18 protein-coding genes are annotated in these 16,169 nt (G+C 61.2%); 10 read left to right on the top strand and 8 right to left on the bottom strand.

Translation table 11 applies throughout. The annotated features are described in order from the left end of the window. The first annotated feature begins 6 nt into the window (after positions 1 to 6). From hisB to JFT85_RS14280, 6 genes are all read left to right on the top strand, one after another. Positions 7 to 600 carry an imidazoleglycerol-phosphate dehydratase HisB gene (gene hisB / locus JFT85_RS14305; RefSeq protein WP_017849940.1) on the top strand — a complete coding sequence of 198 codons (594 nt, stop codon included), beginning with the start codon at positions 7 to 9 and terminating at the stop codon, positions 598 to 600. Then, positions 600 to 1,238, top strand: coding sequence for an imidazole glycerol phosphate synthase subunit HisH (hisH, locus tag JFT85_RS14300; protein ID WP_053253882.1), 639 nt, complete (start codon positions 600 to 602; stop codon positions 1,236 to 1,238). Before hisB ends, hisH begins: the two co-directional genes overlap by 1 nt. Continuing rightward, on the top strand, positions 1,239 to 1,496 hold the full coding sequence (locus JFT85_RS14295; protein WP_053253883.1) for a DUF2164 domain-containing protein: 258 nt from the start codon (positions 1,239 to 1,241) through the stop codon (positions 1,494 to 1,496). Positions 1,497 to 1,535: 39 nt separating this feature from the next. Next, the gene (gene hisA, locus JFT85_RS14290) at positions 1,536 to 2,273 is read left to right on the top strand and encodes a 1-(5-phosphoribosyl)-5-[(5-phosphoribosylamino)methylideneamino]imidazole-4-carboxamide isomerase (protein ID WP_053253884.1); all 738 of its coding nucleotides are present in this window, start codon (positions 1,536 to 1,538) and stop codon (positions 2,271 to 2,273) included. Positions 2,274 to 2,282: 9 nt separating this feature from the next. Then, positions 2,283 to 3,053: an imidazole glycerol phosphate synthase subunit HisF gene (gene hisF, locus JFT85_RS14285; RefSeq protein WP_003171107.1), complete on the top strand. Its 771-nt coding sequence runs from the start codon at positions 2,283 to 2,285 to the stop codon at positions 3,051 to 3,053. A gap of 66 nt (positions 3,054 to 3,119) precedes the next feature. Then, positions 3,120 to 3,875: a substrate-binding periplasmic protein gene (locus JFT85_RS14280; protein WP_053253886.1), complete on the top strand. Its 756-nt coding sequence runs from the start codon at positions 3,120 to 3,122 to the stop codon at positions 3,873 to 3,875. On the opposite strand, the gene JFT85_RS14275 is transcribed toward JFT85_RS14280, so the two are convergent. The 5 genes from JFT85_RS14275 to gpmI all read right to left on the bottom strand — a co-directional run bounded on the left by JFT85_RS14275 (position 3,828) and on the right by gpmI (position 10,390). Continuing rightward, positions 3,828 to 5,120, bottom strand: a complete 1,293-nt coding sequence (locus JFT85_RS14275; protein ID WP_187601897.1) for a Vps62-related protein — start codon at positions 5,118 to 5,120, stop codon at positions 3,828 to 3,830. The two genes, JFT85_RS14280 and JFT85_RS14275, sit on opposite strands and share 48 nt — an antisense overlap. Before the next feature lie 63 nt (positions 5,121 to 5,183). Beyond that, positions 5,184 to 5,969 carry a divergent polysaccharide deacetylase family protein gene (locus tag JFT85_RS14270; RefSeq protein ID WP_069550827.1) on the bottom strand — a complete coding sequence of 262 codons (786 nt, stop codon included), beginning with the start codon at positions 5,967 to 5,969 and terminating at the stop codon, positions 5,184 to 5,186. Position 5,970: 1 nt separating this feature from the next. Next, positions 5,971 to 7,287 (bottom strand): S41 family peptidase, encoded by a 1,317-nt coding sequence (locus JFT85_RS14265; protein WP_053253889.1) that lies wholly within the window; start codon positions 7,285 to 7,287, stop codon positions 5,971 to 5,973. Positions 7,288 to 7,317: 30 nt separating this feature from the next. Further along, on the bottom strand, positions 7,318 to 8,613 hold the full coding sequence (locus JFT85_RS14260; RefSeq protein WP_053253890.1) for a murein hydrolase activator EnvC family protein: 1,296 nt from the start codon (positions 8,611 to 8,613) through the stop codon (positions 7,318 to 7,320). 250 nt (positions 8,614 to 8,863) lie between these two features. Further along, positions 8,864 to 10,390 (bottom strand): 2,3-bisphosphoglycerate-independent phosphoglycerate mutase, encoded by a 1,527-nt coding sequence (gpmI, locus tag JFT85_RS14255; RefSeq protein WP_053253891.1) that lies wholly within the window; start codon positions 10,388 to 10,390, stop codon positions 8,864 to 8,866. Between the two features lie 151 nt (positions 10,391 to 10,541). Here gpmI and JFT85_RS14250 point away from each other — a divergent pair, with 151 nt between their 5' ends. The 3 genes from JFT85_RS14250 to secB are packed head-to-tail and all read left to right on the top strand — an operon-like array spanning position 10,542 to position 11,733. After that, entirely contained in the window at positions 10,542 to 10,955 is a 414-nt protein-coding gene (locus tag JFT85_RS14250; RefSeq protein WP_053253892.1) for a rhodanese-like domain-containing protein, read from the top strand. A gap of 1 nt (position 10,956) precedes the next feature. Beyond that, positions 10,957 to 11,211 carry a glutaredoxin 3 gene (grxC, locus tag JFT85_RS14245; protein WP_053253893.1) on the top strand — a complete coding sequence of 85 codons (255 nt, stop codon included), beginning with the start codon at positions 10,957 to 10,959 and terminating at the stop codon, positions 11,209 to 11,211. Positions 11,212 to 11,253: 42 nt separating this feature from the next. After that, positions 11,254 to 11,733 carry a protein-export chaperone SecB gene (gene secB / locus JFT85_RS14240; RefSeq protein ID WP_053253894.1) on the top strand — a complete coding sequence of 160 codons (480 nt, stop codon included), beginning with the start codon at positions 11,254 to 11,256 and terminating at the stop codon, positions 11,731 to 11,733. Between the two features lie 132 nt (positions 11,734 to 11,865). On the opposite strand, the gene JFT85_RS14235 is transcribed toward secB, so the two are convergent. After that, on the bottom strand, positions 11,866 to 12,321 hold the full coding sequence (locus tag JFT85_RS14235; protein WP_053253895.1) for a tRNA (cytidine(34)-2'-O)-methyltransferase: 456 nt from the start codon (positions 12,319 to 12,321) through the stop codon (positions 11,866 to 11,868). Between JFT85_RS14235 and JFT85_RS14230 the strand changes: the two genes are divergently transcribed. Further along, positions 12,320 to 12,760 (top strand): hypothetical protein, encoded by a 441-nt coding sequence (locus JFT85_RS14230; protein ID WP_053253896.1) that lies wholly within the window; start codon positions 12,320 to 12,322, stop codon positions 12,758 to 12,760. The genes JFT85_RS14235 and JFT85_RS14230 overlap by 2 nt on opposite strands. Before the next feature lie 625 nt (positions 12,761 to 13,385). On the opposite strand, the gene ntrC is transcribed toward JFT85_RS14230, so the two are convergent. Both ntrC and glnL read right to left on the bottom strand, forming a co-directional pair. Continuing rightward, the gene (ntrC, locus tag JFT85_RS14225; RefSeq protein WP_017138632.1) at positions 13,386 to 14,822 is read right to left on the bottom strand and encodes a nitrogen regulation protein NR(I); all 1,437 of its coding nucleotides are present in this window, start codon (positions 14,820 to 14,822) and stop codon (positions 13,386 to 13,388) included. Continuing rightward, positions 14,819 to 15,904 carry a nitrogen regulation protein NR(II) gene (gene glnL, locus JFT85_RS14220; protein ID WP_053253901.1) on the bottom strand — a complete coding sequence of 362 codons (1,086 nt, stop codon included), beginning with the start codon at positions 15,902 to 15,904 and terminating at the stop codon, positions 14,819 to 14,821. The genes ntrC and glnL overlap by 4 nt, the downstream gene beginning before the upstream one ends. Between the last annotated feature and the right edge of the window lie 265 nt (positions 15,905 to 16,169).

Here is a 16,169-nt window from a genome sequence, read left to right as displayed (position 1 = left end):
CTGGTGATGGCCGAACGTAAGGCGTCCGTCGAGCGCGACACTCTGGAAACCCAGATCAAAGCCTCGATTAACCTGGATGGCACCGGAAAGGCCCGATTTGATATCGGTGTACCTTTTCTTGAGCACATGCTGGACCAGATCGCCCGTCACGGGCTGATCGACCTGGATATCGTCAGCAAGGGCGACCTGCATATCGACGACCACCACACGGTGGAAGACGTGGGCATCACCCTCGGCCAGGCGTTTGCCAAGGCCATCGGCGACAAAAAAGGCATCCGTCGCTACGGCCACGCCTATGTCCCGCTGGACGAAGCGCTGTCGCGTGTGGTCATCGACTTCTCCGGCCGCCCAGGCCTGCAGATGCACGTGCCCTACACCCGCGCCACCGTGGGCGGCTTCGACGTCGACCTGTTCCAGGAGTTTTTCCAGGGCTTCGTCAACCACGCCCTGGTCAGCCTGCACATCGACAACCTGCGCGGCACCAACACCCACCACCAGATCGAAACCGTGTTCAAGGCTTTCGGCCGCGCCCTGCGCATGGCTGTCGAGCTCGATGAGCGCATGGCCGGGCAAATGCCATCGACCAAGGGCGTTCTGTAATGCAGACGGTCGCGGTTATCGACTACGGCATGGGTAACCTGCACTCGGTGGCCAAGGCCCTCGAGCACGTTGGGGCCGGCAAGGTTCTGATCACCAGCGATGCCAAGGTGATTCGCGAAGCCGACCGGGTAGTGTTCCCGGGCGTCGGCGCGATTCGCGATTGCATGGCCGAGATCCGCCGCCTGGGCTTTGACAGCCTGGTGCGCGAAGTCAGCCAGGACCGCCCGTTCCTCGGCATCTGCGTGGGCATGCAAGCCTTGCTCGACAGCAGTGAAGAGAACGGCGGCGTCGACTGCATCGGGCTGTTTCCCGGCCAGGTGAAGTTCTTCGGCAAGGACCTGCATGAAGACGGCGAGCATTTGAAAGTCCCGCACATGGGCTGGAACGAAGTGCGCCGCACTGTGGATCACCCGCTGTGGCACGAAATCCCGGACATGGCGCGCTTTTACTTTGTGCACAGTTACTACATCGCCGCCGGTAACCCGCGCCAGGTGGTGGGTGGCGGGCATTACGGCGTCGATTTCGCCGCGGCGCTGGCCGACGGTTCGCGCTTTGCCGTGCAGTTCCACCCGGAGAAGAGCCATACCCATGGCCTGCAGTTGCTGCAGAACTTCGCCGCGTGGGATGGCCGCTGGTAAATGGCCAAGCAGCCCAAGGTGCCGGTCTTGAACCTCACGCCCGAGCAGGAGCGTGAGGCTACCTTCAAGATCAAGCGCTTCATGGAGGACCGTTTCGAGCTCAAGCTGGGCTCGTTCGAGGTCGCCGAGATGCTTGAGCTGTTCACCACCGAAGTGGCGCCGCACTATTACAACAGGGCGATTTTCGACACGCAGACGCTCCTTAAAGAAAGGTTCGAAAGCATCGAAAGCGACCTGTGGTCGCTTGAGAAACCCTGATTTCCCAAGCATTGCTGAATATCGAATAAGGTTTGCCAGATGCTGATTATCCCCGCTATCGATCTCAAGGACGGCGCTTGTGTCCGCCTGCGCCAAGGCCGCATGGAAGATTCCACCGTGTTCTCCGATGACCCGGTGAGCATGGCTGCCAAATGGGTGGAAGGGGGCTGCCGTCGTCTGCATCTGGTGGACTTGAACGGCGCCTTCGAAGGCCAGCCGGTGAATGGCGAGGTGGTTACCGCCATCGCCAAGCGCTACCCGCACCTGCCAATCCAGATCGGCGGCGGCATTCGCTCCCTGGAAACCATCGAGCACTACGTCAAAGCCGGCGTGAGCTACGTGATCATCGGCACCAAGGCGGTAAAAGACCCGGCGTTCGTTGCAGAAGCCTGCCGCGCCTTTCCGGGTAAAGTGATTGTCGGCCTGGATGCCAAAGACGGTTTTGTCGCCACCGACGGCTGGGCTGAAATCAGCACCGTGCAGGTCATCGACCTGGCCAAGCAGTTCGAAGCCGACGGCGTGTCCGCCATCGTTTATACCGACATCGCCAAAGACGGCATGATGCAGGGCTGCAACGTACCGTTCACCGCTGCGTTGGCGGCGGCCACCAGGATTCCGGTAATCGCTTCCGGTGGCATTCACAACCTGGGTGACATCAAGTCGCTGCTGGACGCCAAGGCGCCCGGCATTATCGGCGCCATCACGGGTCGCGCGATCTACGAAGGTACCCTGGACGTCGCCGAAGCCCAGGCTTACTGCGACGCCTACAACGGCTGAGGACTGACCATGGCGCTGGCCAAACGCATCATCCCTTGCCTGGACGTCGACAACGGTCGCGTGGTCAAGGGCGTCAAGTTCGAGAACATCCGCGATGCCGGCGACCCGGTGGAAATCGCCCGTCGCTACGATGAGCAAGGTGCCGACGAGATTACCTTTCTCGACATCACCGCCAGCGTCGACGGCCGCGACACCACGTTGCACACCGTGGAGCGCATGGCCAGCCAGGTGTTTATCCCACTCACCGTGGGCGGTGGCGTGCGCACCGTGCAAGACATCCGCAACCTGCTCAATGCCGGTGCGGACAAGGTCTCGATCAACACCGCTGCGGTGTTCAACCCGGAGTTCGTCGGCGAAGCCGCGCAGCACTTCGGATCGCAGTGCATTGTGGTCGCCATCGACGCCAAGAAAGTCTCCGGCCCGGGCGAAACCCCGCGCTGGGAGATCTTCACCCACGGCGGTCGCAAGCCAACCGGCCTGGATGCGGTGGAATGGGCGATGAAGATGGAAGGCCTGGGCGCCGGTGAAATCCTGCTGACCAGCATGGACCAGGACGGCATGAAAAACGGTTTCGACCTCGGTGTGACCCGTGCCATCAGTGATGCGCTGGGCATTCCGGTGATCGCCTCCGGCGGCGTCGGCAACCTGCAGCACCTGGCCGACGGCGTGATCGAAGGTCACGCCAGCGCGGTGCTGGCGGCGAGTATTTTCCACTTTGGTGAATACACCGTTCCCGAGGCCAAGGCCTACATGGCGGCGCGCGGTATCGTCGTTCGTTAAACGCTGCTGGACACCATGGCAGGCGCGCGGCACTCTCTGCGCTTGCCATGGAATCCGGTAGCCTTCATGTTCAAGACCCTGCTGCTTGCCCTCGCCAGTACCTCCATTCTGTTGACGGGTTCGGCTCACGCCGAGGAACCGTCCGACGCCTCCCTGGTGTTGCTGACGGAAAACTTCCCGCCTTACAACATGGCGAAAAACGGCAAGAACTTCGCCAAAGACGAGAACATCGAAGGCATCGCGGTGGACGTGGTGCGTGAGACCTTCAAGCGCGCCGGCATTTCCTACAACCTCACCCTGCGCTTTCCCTGGGAGCGAATCTACAAACTCGCCCTGGAAAAACCTGGCTACGGCGTCTTCGTCATGGCCCGCCTACCGGACCGCGAAGCCCTGTTCAAATGGGTCGGCCCCATCGGCCCGGATGATTGGGTGATGCTGGCCAAGGCCGACAGCAAGATTGAGCTGACAGGCCTTGAGCAAGCTCATCGTTACAAGATCGGCGCCTACAAGGGTGACGCCATTGCGCAGACCCTGGAAAAACAGGGCCTTAACCCGATCGTTGCGCTGCGTGACCAGGACAACGCGCAAAAACTGGTGGATGGTCAGATCGACCTGTGGGCCACCGGTGATCCGGCGGGCCGTTATCTGGCCCGCCAGGTGGGGGTGACCCAGCTGAAAACCGTGCTGCGCTTCAACAGTGCCCAGTTGTACCTGGCGCTGAATAAAGACGTGCCGGATGAGGTGGTGGCCAAGCTTCAGGCAGCACTCGACCAGTTACGGGGTGAGGGGGGTGTCGATCAGATCATGGCCCGTTACCTCTAGTTCGGGCTCTGCTTGAGGCGCTTCTACCGGTGGAGGCTGCTCATCAGGCAGCACCTCGGCGTTTGGATAATCGCTCATGTAGACGTTGTCACCATTGGTATAGCGGGCGGTGCTTGAAACCTGGCTGCCGTCCTGTCGCAGCAGGCGGTATTCGCTTTGTACAAGGTACGCCGCAACGGCTTTTTTCGGCGGAACATACGTGATGATTTCCAGCGACGAAGGCTGGTTCCAGCCTTTCGCTGAGCGCTGCGTGTGTGTGAAGTTGCGATCCAGGTGCGCCGAAAAACTCAATTCGAAGACGTGTTCGCCCACCGGCCACTCTTTACCCAGGCCGAGGCTGGTGTTGGCCGCCAGTGCCTTGGCGGTCGCTCCTACGTCACCTTTTGCGGCCGTCCACATGAATGGCTGACTGGTAGCCTCAGTGTTGTGCCCAAAACCGACGCACAGGTGGCGGTCCGTGCGCTCCAGGCGGTAGGTGGGCGATGACTGAAACTGTTCAATCACGGCCAACTCCGGGTCTTTGATACAGAACCATGGCAGTTCGCACACCTGAGGCGTGTGGACGGCTTCATCAGTGCCCGGGTTTTCGTACCCGCTGAGCGCGGGCGGTGGCGGCAGGTCGTGCAGCTGCGCTGTCAATGTCAGGCGCAGTGAATAGGCCTCAAGGTTTGGCTTGGCATAGTCGCCAAGGCCGATGAAGGTGCCGGGGGCGAGGTATATTTCGCCTGCAGGTGCATCGGGAGGTGTCACCGACCAGAGGCTCAAGTCGTTGGCGGCGCCGCTGCCTTTATCGTCCCAGATCAATTCGCCCGCTTGAGCGGCCATCACCAGGTCTTGTCGCACGCACCGCACGGCATGGCGTGAGGGTTTGTCGTAGTCGACGCCGTACACCAGCCCCATCGCCACATAGCCCTCGGGCGGCAGCGGGCGCCAGATGGACGCATTGCTCAGCGCTCCGCTGCCTTCATCCTGCCACACCAATTGATAATCGACTGGCGCACGCAGGGCCGTGCCATCGACGGTGTTCACGTCGCTGACCACGGCGACAACGTTGCTGTAGTTGATATTGCGATAGTGGTTGACCGCGATATCACCCAAGGTAAAAAACGGCCTCAGGGCATCGGAGGCGGTGCTCGGCCGCCAGAGGCCGACGGCTTTGTGCGCGCCCGACCCCTTGTCGTTCCATAGCGGCAGAAACTCGCTGGTAAAGCTGATGAGCAGGTCATTAAATTGCAGAGGCTTCATGGAGGGCTCTCCAGTTGATGGGAGCATCAACTATCGAGCAGTGCAGTCGGTGCCGAGCGGTAACTATCTACGCGCCGGAAGGTACGTACCGTTTTTGCCGTGTGCCGCCATGGCTTGGTTGCTGCGCACGCTGATCATCAACTTGATATCAATCCAGTCGACGCCCTGGGCTTTGAGCTTGGGCAGCTCGCGTTCAAGGACGGCCAGGGTCTGTGGATAAGGATGGCCGATCATCACTGCTGAACCCTGTTTGTGCGCCAGCTTGATCGCGGTTTGCAGCTGCGTGGTAATCGCCGCTTCCGTGCGTTCGTCATCGAGGAAAACATCCCGCGAGACATGGGCCAGGTCGATCTTCTGTGCTTCGGCGGCCGCGACGGTTTGCGCGCTGGTGCGGCTGTCGACAAAGAACTTGTTGCGCCGTTGCAGCTCGGCCATCAACCATGCCATGGCAGCCGGTTGGGCGGTCATGCGGCTGCCCATGTGGTTGTTGATGCCGGCGGTGTAAGGCACGGCCTTGAAGGCGGCGTCCAGGCGCTTGCCAAGTTCTTCGAGGGGCAGGTCGGGGTGCCACGCGAACGGGCCGGTGGCCGGGTCCATGGGCATGTGCAGGATCACGATCTTGCCGGCCTTGTGCGCCTCACGGGCGAATTCGGCGGCGTGGGGCGTGTCGGGCATGATCGCGGTGGTCACCGGCCCGGGCAGGGCCAGCACGCGCCGATCCCGCGGCAGGTTTTGCCCCAGGTCGTCGATGATGAGGGTCAGGTAGGCTTTGCGAGGCGCGTCGGCCGGAGTCGCATGGGCGATTCCGGCCAGGCTGCACAGCACAGCGATGATCAGGGCAAAACGCATATCAACGGCTGCGCGTAATGCTCAGGCCTTTCAGCAGGCTCAGTGCCTGGGCCAGTTGGTAATCATCGTCCTGTGGCATGGGCTTGGCTTTGGCACTGCTGCCGGTCGGCTGGTCGGCGCCGCCGTTGCCATTGCCCAGGTGACCTTGCAGGTCCGCCTCTTTGTAGTACTCGCTGTCGATCTCGTTGGTGATCTTGGCTTTGCGTACTTCGATGTCCGGCACAATGCCCTGGGCCTGGATCGAGCGACCGTTCGGCGTGTAGTACAGCGCCGTGGTGATCTTCAATGCGCGATCGTTGTTCAGCGGCAACACGGTTTGTACCGAGCCTTTGCCGAAACTGGTGGTGCCCATCAGTACGCCGCGCTTCTGGTCTTGCAGGGCGCCGGCGACGATTTCCGACGCCGAGGCGCTGCCGCCGTTGATCAGCACGGCCAACGGCACGTTTTCGCTGAGGTCATTGCCGGTGGCCGAGAAGCGCAGTTCGGAGTTGGCGATACGGCCCTTGGTGTAGACGATCAGGCCTTTGGTGATGAAGTGGTCGACCACTTCCACCGCAGACTGCAACACGCCGCCCGGGTTGTTACGCAGGTCGAGCACGATGCCGTTGAGCTTCTTGCCGTTGTCTTTACGCAGCTTGGCCAGGGCCTTGGCCACTTCGTCGCCGGTCTTGACCTGGAACTGGGTGATACGGATGTAGCCGTAGCCCGACTCCAGCAGCTGGCTCTTCACGCTTTTGACCGTGATGGTCGCGCGGGCCAGGGTCACGTCAAACGGGTTGCCGCCATCGCGCACCAGGGTCAGGGTGATTTTCTGGCCGAGCTTGCCGCGCATCTTGTCGACGGCTTCGGTCATGCTCTGGCCACGGGTCGGCTGGCCGTTGATCTTCACGATCAAGTCGCCGGCCTGGATGCCGGCCTTGGACGCCGGGGTGTCATCGATTGGCGAGACCACTTTGATCTGGCCGTCTTCGGAGCCGACTTCGATGCCCAGGCCACCGAACTCACCGCTGGTGCTTTCCTGCAGCTCGGCGAAATCTTCCGGGCCCAGGTAGGCGGAGTGCGGGTCGAGGTTGCTGAGCATGCCCTTGATGGCATTTTCCAGCAGGGTCTTGTCGTCTACAGGTTCGACATAGGCTGCCTTGATCCGGTCCATGACCTCGGCAAAGGTGCGCAGCTCGTCCAGCGGCAGCGGCGCCTTGGTGGTCGCGGCCGTGGCAGCTTGTGCAGCCGGTGCAGCCTGGTCGGCAAAAGCCAGCGGCGCGCCGATCACCAGGGCGATCGTCAGGGCCAGCGAAGTGAGGCGGGACAAATGCAGCATGTCGAACGAACTCCTAATGTAGGTGCGGCCCTATCCTTGGGAACGGCACCATTGTGCAGGGTCGCTTGGGCGGCCCTGCTGACGAATAGCGAAGTACAGCGCCGGAGTGTCCTGGCCGCCACTGTTACCGACAGTGGAGATGGATTCACCGGCTTTTACAACATCACCTGCCGACTTGAGTAAAGTCTGATTGTGGCCGTAAAGGCTCAAATAGCCATTACCGTGGTCAAGAATCACCAACAAACCAGCGCCTCGCAGCCAATCGGCAAACACCACGCGCCCGCCGTGGACGGCATGGACCTGGCTGCCGGCGGCAGCACTGATCATCACCCCATCCCACTTGGCGCGGGTGTCATCGCCACGGGTTTCACCGAAGCGTGCCAGTAGTCGACCATCAACAGGCCATGGAAGTTTTCCACGGGCTGAAGCAAAAGGTCCGCCAAAAGACTCGCCGCTGCTGGAAACCACTGGGCCAGGCGCTGCGTGCGCCGGTTTACGCGGCGCTGGCGCGTCGGTGGTGGCGGCCAGCTCGGCCTCACGCTGGCGCTTTTTTTCCGCTTCCTGCTGGGCGATCAGCGCTTTTTGCCGCGCTTCCTCGGCCTCACGTGCCTGACGGGCCAGGGTTTCCTCGATGGTTTTGAGGACTTTGCCCAGGTCGGCCTGGTCTTGCTCGCGGGCTTGCAGCTTGGCGTCGCGGGCTTTTACGTCGTCATTGAGCTTGGCCAGGGCCTGCTGGCGTTCCTTGCGGACTTTGTCCAACTGGTCGCGCTGCGTGTCGAGGGCGGTCTTCTGGTCGAGCAATTGCGACTGCTGGTCGGCTATTTCCTGTTCGACATTGGCCAGTTGCCGCAAGGTTTCGTTAAACCCCTTCAATTGCGCCAGGCGCGCCTTGCTCAGGTAATCGTAGTAGGTGAGGGTGCGCGCAAATTTTTCCGGGTTCTGCTGGTTGAGCAGCAGCTTGAGGTATTCCTGGCGGCCGCTCTGGTAGGCGGCGCGGGCCTGGATCGCGATCAGGCGTTGCTGTTCAACGCGTGCGGTCTGGAGTTTTTTTTTCTCAGCGTCGAGTCGCTCCAGTTCCGACTCGCTCTTCTTTAATTCTTTTTGGAGCTCCTGGACCTGCTTCTCCAGCTTGCCCATCTCGGTTTCCGTGCCGCGCAGGTCTTTCTGCACCCCGGACTTCTCTTCCTGGAGCTTGCCGAGCAGTTTTTTCAGCTCGGTAATGTCCTGACGCGTAGCGTCCAACTGTTGTTGGGTTTGTGCGCGCTCATCGGCAAACGCCGGTTGGAGCAGGCAGACTAAAGCGAGGGTAATCAAGGCGCGAAGCATAGAGGCGGGCGACACCAGGGAAAGGGACGGCCTAGTATGCCCGCCAAGCGCCGCAAAAAAAACGCCCAATTCGGGCTGGAAGGCAAGATAGGTGCCGAGTGGCGGGCATATGGCAAAAAGACATCTGCCAAACGCTGGCGATCGAATGTGGGAGGGGGCTTGCTCCCGAAGGCGGTGAGTCAGTCAAATAGAGGTCGACTGATCCACCGCTTTCGGGAGCAAGCCCCCTCCCACAAGGTTTTGCGGTGTGTCAGACCAGGATTGAGGTGCCGGTCATCTCTTTCGGCTTCTCCAGCCCCATCAGCTTCAGCATGGTCGGCGCCACGTCCGCCAGCACGCCGCCTTCACGCACTTTCAGGTCGCGCTTGCCGACATAGATGAACGGCACCGGCTCGGTGGTGTGAGCGGTGTGGGCCTGGCCGGTGGATTCGTCGGACATCTGCTCGCAGTTGCCGTGGTCGGCGGTGATCAGCGCCTCGCCGCCGACTTTCTCCAGGGCGTCGACGATACGGCCGACGCACAGGTCCAGGCATTCGACTGCCTTCACAGCCGCTTGCAGATTGCCACTGTGGCCGACCATATCGCCGTTGGCGTAGTTGACCACGATCACGTCGTAGCGCTGGTGTTCGATGGCATCGACGATCTTGTCGGTGACTTCCGGCGCGCTCATTTCCGGCTGCAGGTCGTAGGTGGCGACTTTTGGCGATGGAATCAGGATGCGCTCTTCACCTGGGAACGGTTCTTCACGGCCGCCGGAGAAGAAGAACGTCACGTGGGCGTATTTCTCGGTTTCGGCGATGCGCAGCTGGGTCTTGCCGTTTTTCGCCAGGTAATCGCCCAGCACGTTTTCCAGGCTACCCGGGGCAAAAGCTGCCGGGGCCGGGATGTTGGCGGCGTATTGGGTGAGCATGACGAACTCGACCTTCGGCTGGCGGGCGCGCTCGAAGTCTTTGAAGCCGGCATCGACAAACACGTGGCTCAGTTCGCGGGCACGGTCGGCGCGGAAGTTCATGAACACCACGGCATCGCCGTCTTCAACTTTGACCGGCTCGCCGACGGTGGTGGCTTTGACGAACTCATCGCTCTCGCCACGCGCATAGGCGGCTTCGAGGCCTTCCTGGGCGGTGGCGGCGTTGAATTCGGCCTGGCCGTCGACGATCAGGTTGTAAGCCTGGGAGACGCGGTCCCAACGGTTGTCGCGGTCCATGGCGAAGTAACGGCCGACCAGGCTGGCGATACGGCCTTTGCCGAGCGCAGCGAAGGTGGCGTCGAGCAGTTCGATGGACGATTGCGCGCTTTTAGGCGGGGTGTCGCGGCCATCGAGGAAGGCGTGCAGGTAGATCTTGTCAGCGCCGCGCTTGAAGGCCAGTTCGGCCATCGCGACCAGGTGGTCCTGGTGGCTGTGAACGCCGCCGTCGGACAGCAGGCCCATGAAGTGCACGGCCTTGCCGGCGGCGACTGCTTTATCCACCGCCGCGCAGATCGTCGGGTTCTCGAAGAACTCGCCGTCGCGGATCGATTTGGTCACGCGTGTGAAGTCTTGGTATACCACTCGTCCGGCGCCGAGGTTCATGTGGCCGACTTCCGAGTTGCCCATCTGGCCGTCCGGCAGACCCACGTCCATACCGGAACCGGAGATCAGGCCGTTGGGTACGGTGGCAGTCAGGCGGTCGAGTACCGGCTTGTTGGCCGAGTACACGGCGTTGTCGTGGTGGCTTTCACTGTGTCCGAAGCCATCGAGAATTATCAGGACCAAAGGTTTAGGCGTGGTAGTCATAGATCCTCTCGCGGCGGTAATAAAGGAAGGCATTCTAAAAGTGAGTGGCAGTTTAAAGCGAACTTCCGACCACGTCACCGCTTTACGGGGGTTGGCCGCCCCTGACGGCTGTGTATACTTACCGCCATTTTAACGCCCTGGAACCTCCTTGATGGTTGATCACCTGATTGCATTTGCCACTGCCCACTACCTGCTCGCGGGTGCCTTCGTCATCCTGCTGGCGCTGCTGATCGCTCATGAAATGAGCCGCGGTGGCCGCAGCCTGAGCACGTCGGAGCTGACCGCGCTGGTCAACAAGGATGAGGCCGTTGTCGTGGATATTCGCCCGGCCAAGGATTTCGCTGCCGGGCATATCGTCGGCGCACTGAACATTCCGCAGGACAAGCTGATCGCACGCCTGGCCGAGCTGGAAAAATACAAAGCCAAGACCATCATCCTGGTCGACGCCCAAGGCCAGCACGCCGGCACCCACGCCCGCGAGATGCTCAAGACCGGTTTCACCGCCGCCAAACTGTCCGGCGGTATTGGCAGCTGGAAGGCCGATAACCTGCCGCTGGTGAAGTGATATGAGCCAGGTCGTCGTTTATTCCAGCGATTATTGCCCTTACTGCATGCGGGCCAAGGCCTTGCTTGAGAAAAAAGGCGTTGCCTTCGAAGAGATCAAGGTCGACGGCAAGCCCCAGGTGCGCGCCGAGATGACCAAGAAAGCGGGACGCACGTCCGTGCCGCAGATCTGGATCGGCGACAAGCATGTCGGTGGTTGCGATGACCTGTTCGCTCTGGAGCGCGCCGGTAAACTCGATGCGCTGCTGCTCGTCTGACGCCAAAACCCTAAAAGACCCCAAGATCAAGAAGGATCTGCGATGACTGACCAACAGAACACCGAAGCAGCAGAAGCCCAAGGCCCACAATTCTCGCTGCAGCGGATCTACGTGCGTGACCTGTCGTTCGAAGCGCCGAAAAGCCCGGCTATCTTCCGTCAGGAATGGACGCCAAGCGTTGCGCTGGACCTGAACACCCGTCAAAAGGCACTGGAAGGTGACTTCCACGAAGTCGTGCTGACCCTGTCGGTCACCGTCAAGAACGGCGAAGAAGTCGCTTTCATCGCTGAAGTGCAACAGGCTGGTATCTTCCTGATCCAGGGCCTGGACGAAGCGTCCATGAGCCACACCCTGGGTGCGTTCTGCCCGAACATTCTGTTCCCGTATGCCCGTGAGACCCTGGACAGCCTGGTCACCCGTGGCTCGTTCCCGGCGCTGATGCTGGCTCCGGTGAACTTCGATGCCCTGTACGCTCAAGAGCTGCAGCGCATGCAAACAGAAGGTTCGTCGACTGTTCAATAAGCTGTTCTGAGCAACGACACCGATCAAATGTGGGAGCGGGCTTGCTCGCGAATGCGGTACTTCAGTCGATATCTTCGTTGACTGACACTCCGCTTTCGCGAGCAAGCCCGCTCCCACATTTGTTATGCGGTGTTATTTAAAGCCGAGCTGGCGCCAGCCTTCGTAGACGGCAACGGCCACGGTGTTGGACAGGTTCAAGCTGCGGCAACCCTCGCGCATTGGCAGGCGCAGGCGATGGCCGTCGGGCAGGGCATCGAGCACCTCGGCCGGCAGGCCACGGCTTTCCGGGCCGAACAGGAAGGCGTCGCCTTCGGCAAAGCGGGCATCATGAAACGGCCGCGAGCCCTTGGTGGTGAACGCGAACAGCCGTGGGTGGCCAAGGCTTTCCAGGCAGCTGGCCAAATCGGCGTGGCGCTTGAGGGTGGCGTACTCGTGGTAGTCCAGCCCGGCGCGGCGCAGGCGCTTGTCGTCCATGTCGAAGCCCAGCGGCTCGATCAAATGCAGGTGGCAGCCACTGTTGGCGCACAGCCTGATAACGTTGCCGGTATTCGGCGGAATTTCTGGTTGAAAAAGGATGACGTGAAACATGCACGGCTCCGAAGGCAAAGATGCGCTGCATTCTACCCCTGAAGACGACCCAAGACCGAAGCTATTGCCCAAGGTCATGGGCTCATTGGCGATTGTCGGTTTGATGATCGGCCTGATGATCGGCCGCCTGACCACCCCGGACCCGGTTGAGCTGCAGCAGGTAGAGACCGCTGCGGACAATGTGGTGGTGTGGTTCAACAGTGAGCCCAAGCTGCACGGCGAACATATCGACGGCACCGTGGCGCTGTTGTTCGACGCGCAAGGCAAGGCCGCCAGTGGGCAGCTCAAGGTCAATGACAACGATGTGAATTGGCGCATCCGCAAAACGGATGGCGGCTTGCTGCTGAACCTGGTGGCGGCTCGGCCATTGCACGGGGAATGGAAAGGCGAGAAGGCCGATGGCCGCTGGCGGTTGGAGATCCATCTCCGAGAGCAATAAAAGAGGGAATTCCCGGCCTGCCTGTACCAAGGTTCCCAAAACGGGCTGGGGCTATGGGCGCTGTGCCGCATAAGCCCCGGGTGTAAAGAAGGGAGTTCCCGGCCTGCCTGTACCAGGGCTCCCAAAACGGGGTGAAGCCTTACAAGGCTTCGGTATTAAAGAGGGAATCCCCGGCCTGCCTGTACCGAGGTTCCCGAAACGGGTGTGGGGCACGACGCGGTTCGCATCAAGCACCCCGGGTGTAAAGAGGGGATTCTCGGCCTGCCTGTACCAAGGTCCCCGAAACTGGGTTATGTCAGGGTTATTGCAGGGCGCGTGCCAGAGTTTGCAATGTGTGCCAAAAATAATTTCCAGAATGCGCAAAGCCCCGGAATACGGGGCTTTGCTGTTTTTGCGATTTGATTTTTTGTTGATTCGGCGGGTGTTTCAGGCTGGCTGGATGTGCGCGATGCTAGTTCATGGTGCATTGAAGCGGTGCACGATCCCAAACCTTGTGGAGAACCAAATGTGGGAGCGGGCTTGCTCGCGAAGGCGGTGTGTCAGTCAATACATCTGCTGACTGACGCACGGCCTTCGCGAGCAAGCCCGCTCCCACAGGGGATCTTCAGTGGGTCAGGAAGAGGTGTTAAGCCTCATCACCCTCGTCATCATCCCCGCCATCGACCTTCATCCCCAACTCCTTGATCTTGCGCGTCAAGGTGTTGCGGCCCCAGCCGAGCAGCACGGCGGCGTCGCGGCGGCGGCCGGCGGTATGCTTCAAGGCGGTTTCGATCATGATGCGCTCGAAGGCCGGTACGGCGCTGTCCAGCAGGTTCGATTGCCCACGTGCCAGGGCCTGGTCGGCCCACTGGCGCAGCGCTTGCTCCCAGTTGGTGACCGGCGCGGAGTCCTGCGGCAGGCTCAACAGCTCCGGCGGCAGGTCGCTGATATGCACTTCACGCCCGGATGCCATCACGGTGATCCAGCGGCAGGTGTTCTCCAGCTGGCGCACGTTGCCCGGCCACGGCAGGTTCTTCAGGTATTCCTCGGTCTCGCTTTTCAGCAGCTTCGGCTCGACGGCCAGCTCCTGGGCGGCGCGGCTGAGGAAGTGGCGGGCGAGGGTCGGGATGTCTTCGCGGCGGTCCGACATGCGTGGGATGTGGATACGGATCACGTTCAGACGGTGGAACAAGTCTTCGCGGAACTTGCCCGCGTGCACCAGGGTTTCGAGGTTCTGGTGCGTCGCGGCGATGATGCGCACGTCGACCTTGACCGGCGTGTGCCCGCCAACGCGGTAGAACTCGCCGTCGGCCAATACGCGCAGCAAGCGGGTTTGGGTGTCGGCCGGCATGTCGCCGATTTCATCGAGGAACAGTGTGCCGCCGTCCGCCTGTTCAAAGCGGCCACGCCGCAGGTTGGCGGCGCCGGTGAACGCGCCTTTCTCATGGCCGAACAGCTCGGACTCCATCAAGTCCTTGGGAATCGCCGCCATGTTCAGCGCGATAAACGGCGAGGCCGCCCGTGGGCTGTGACGGTGCAGCGCATGAGCGACAAGCTCTTTACCGGTACCCGACTCGCCATTGATCAACACGGTGATGTTGGAGTGGCTCAAACGCCCGATGGCGCGAAACACTTCCTGCATCGCCGGCGCTTCGCCGATGATTTCCGGGGTGCGGGTCAGCGCGGGCGGGGCTTCCTGGCTTTGTTGTTCCTGGGCGTGCTGGTTGGCGCGCTTGACCAGCGCCACCGCCTCGTCCACGTCGAATGGCTTGGGCAGGTACTCAAAGGCGCCGCCCTGATAGGACGCGACAGCGCTGTCCAGGTCCGAGTGCGCGGTCATGATGATCACTGGCAGGCGCGGGTGCTGCTCGCGGATCCGCGCCAGCAAGTCCAGGCCACTGGCGCCGGGCATGCGGATGTCGGAGATGATCACATCCGGCTGCTGACGAGCCAGGCGGCTCATCACTCCGTCGGCGCTGTCAAAGCTCTGGGTGGTCATGCCTTCCTGTTGCAAGGCTTTCTCGAGGACCCAGCGGATAGAACGGTCGTCATCGACGATCCAGACGGTTTCACTACGGCTCATGTCGATGGGGCTCCTTGTTCCAGAGGCAGAAAGATCGAGAACGTGGTGTGGCCAGGATGGCTCTCACATTCGATCAGACCCTGGTGCTGGCTGATGATGTTCTGGGTAATGGCCAGGCCCAGCCCGGTACCGTCCGGGCGGCCGCTGACCATGGGAAAGAAGATGGTTTCCTGCAGGTCCGCAGGAATGCCCGGGCCGTTGTCGATGATCTCGACTTTGGTCACCAGGCGATGGCGCACATGGCCGATGGTGAACTGGCGCAGGGCACGGGTGCGCAGGCTGATACGGCCCAGGCGCAGCTCGTTCTGGCTGCTGATGGCCTGCATGGCGTTGCGCACGATATTAAGCACCGCCTGAATCATTTGTTCGCGGTCGATCAATACATCGGGAATGCTCGGGTCGTAGTCGCGCACCAGCGTGATGCAGCCTTGGCTTTCGGCTTCCACCAACTGGCAGACGCGCTCCAGCACCTCGTGCACGTTGGTCATGGCCAAGGAGGGCAACTTGTTCGAGCCGAGCATGCGGTCCACCAGATTACGCAGGCGGTCGGCTTCCTCGATGATGACGTTGGTGTAGTCCTTGAGGTGCTCGTCGGGCAGTTCGCGGGCGAGCAGTTGCGCCGCGCCGCGAATCCCGCCCAGCGGGTTCTTGATTTCATGGGCCAGGCCGCGCACCAACATCTTGCTGGTTTCCTGCTTGGACAGCTGCGCTTCTTCTTTGGTGATGCGCAGCAAGCGGTCGCGGGGGTGCACTTCGAGCAACAGCAACGTTGCGCCGTTGCTCAGGATTGGGGTCACGGCGTAGTCGACGGTCAGCGTCTGGCCAGTGAGGGCAGTGAGCATCGCTTCACGCTTGGTGAACGGGTGTGCCTGTTCCACCGCCTGGCGCAACGAGCTCAAGGCTTCGGCCGACTCGGTGAACAATTCGCTGATGAACTGCCCATGGCTGCGCTGGCCGCTGATGGCCAGGAGCATCTCCGCCGCCGGGTTCATGTACTCAAGACGCAGGTCGTCATTGAGCAGGATGGTCGCGGTGGTCAGGTTGTCGAGTAACAAACGGTGCAGTGCATCGCTGATGGTCATCAGGACCTCTTTTGGAGCAAGGCGCGGGCTTGAGGCACACGCTGATACAAGGAAAATGCAAAAACCAAACCAAGGCTCCGAAAAGAAGCGTTAAAGCCCTGAAATAGGGGTTTAAGGCGCGAAACTGTGGCGTTCTGCCAGCTTGTTCGGGAAGAATCGAACCAAAATGGGCTGGGCAGGTGGGAAGCGTGCAAGCTATCGCACCAATATAGTGCAGTTTTGTGAAGGTTGTTCAGGAAGGCTTGGAAGGCGCAACTGAATGCAC

Source organism: Pseudomonas sp. TH04 (genome assembly GCF_016651355.1).
In the GTDB taxonomy this organism is placed as follows: Bacteria; Pseudomonadota; Gammaproteobacteria; order Pseudomonadales; family Pseudomonadaceae; genus Aquipseudomonas; species Aquipseudomonas fluorescens.
This window is presented reverse-complemented; position numbering and strand designations above follow the sequence as displayed.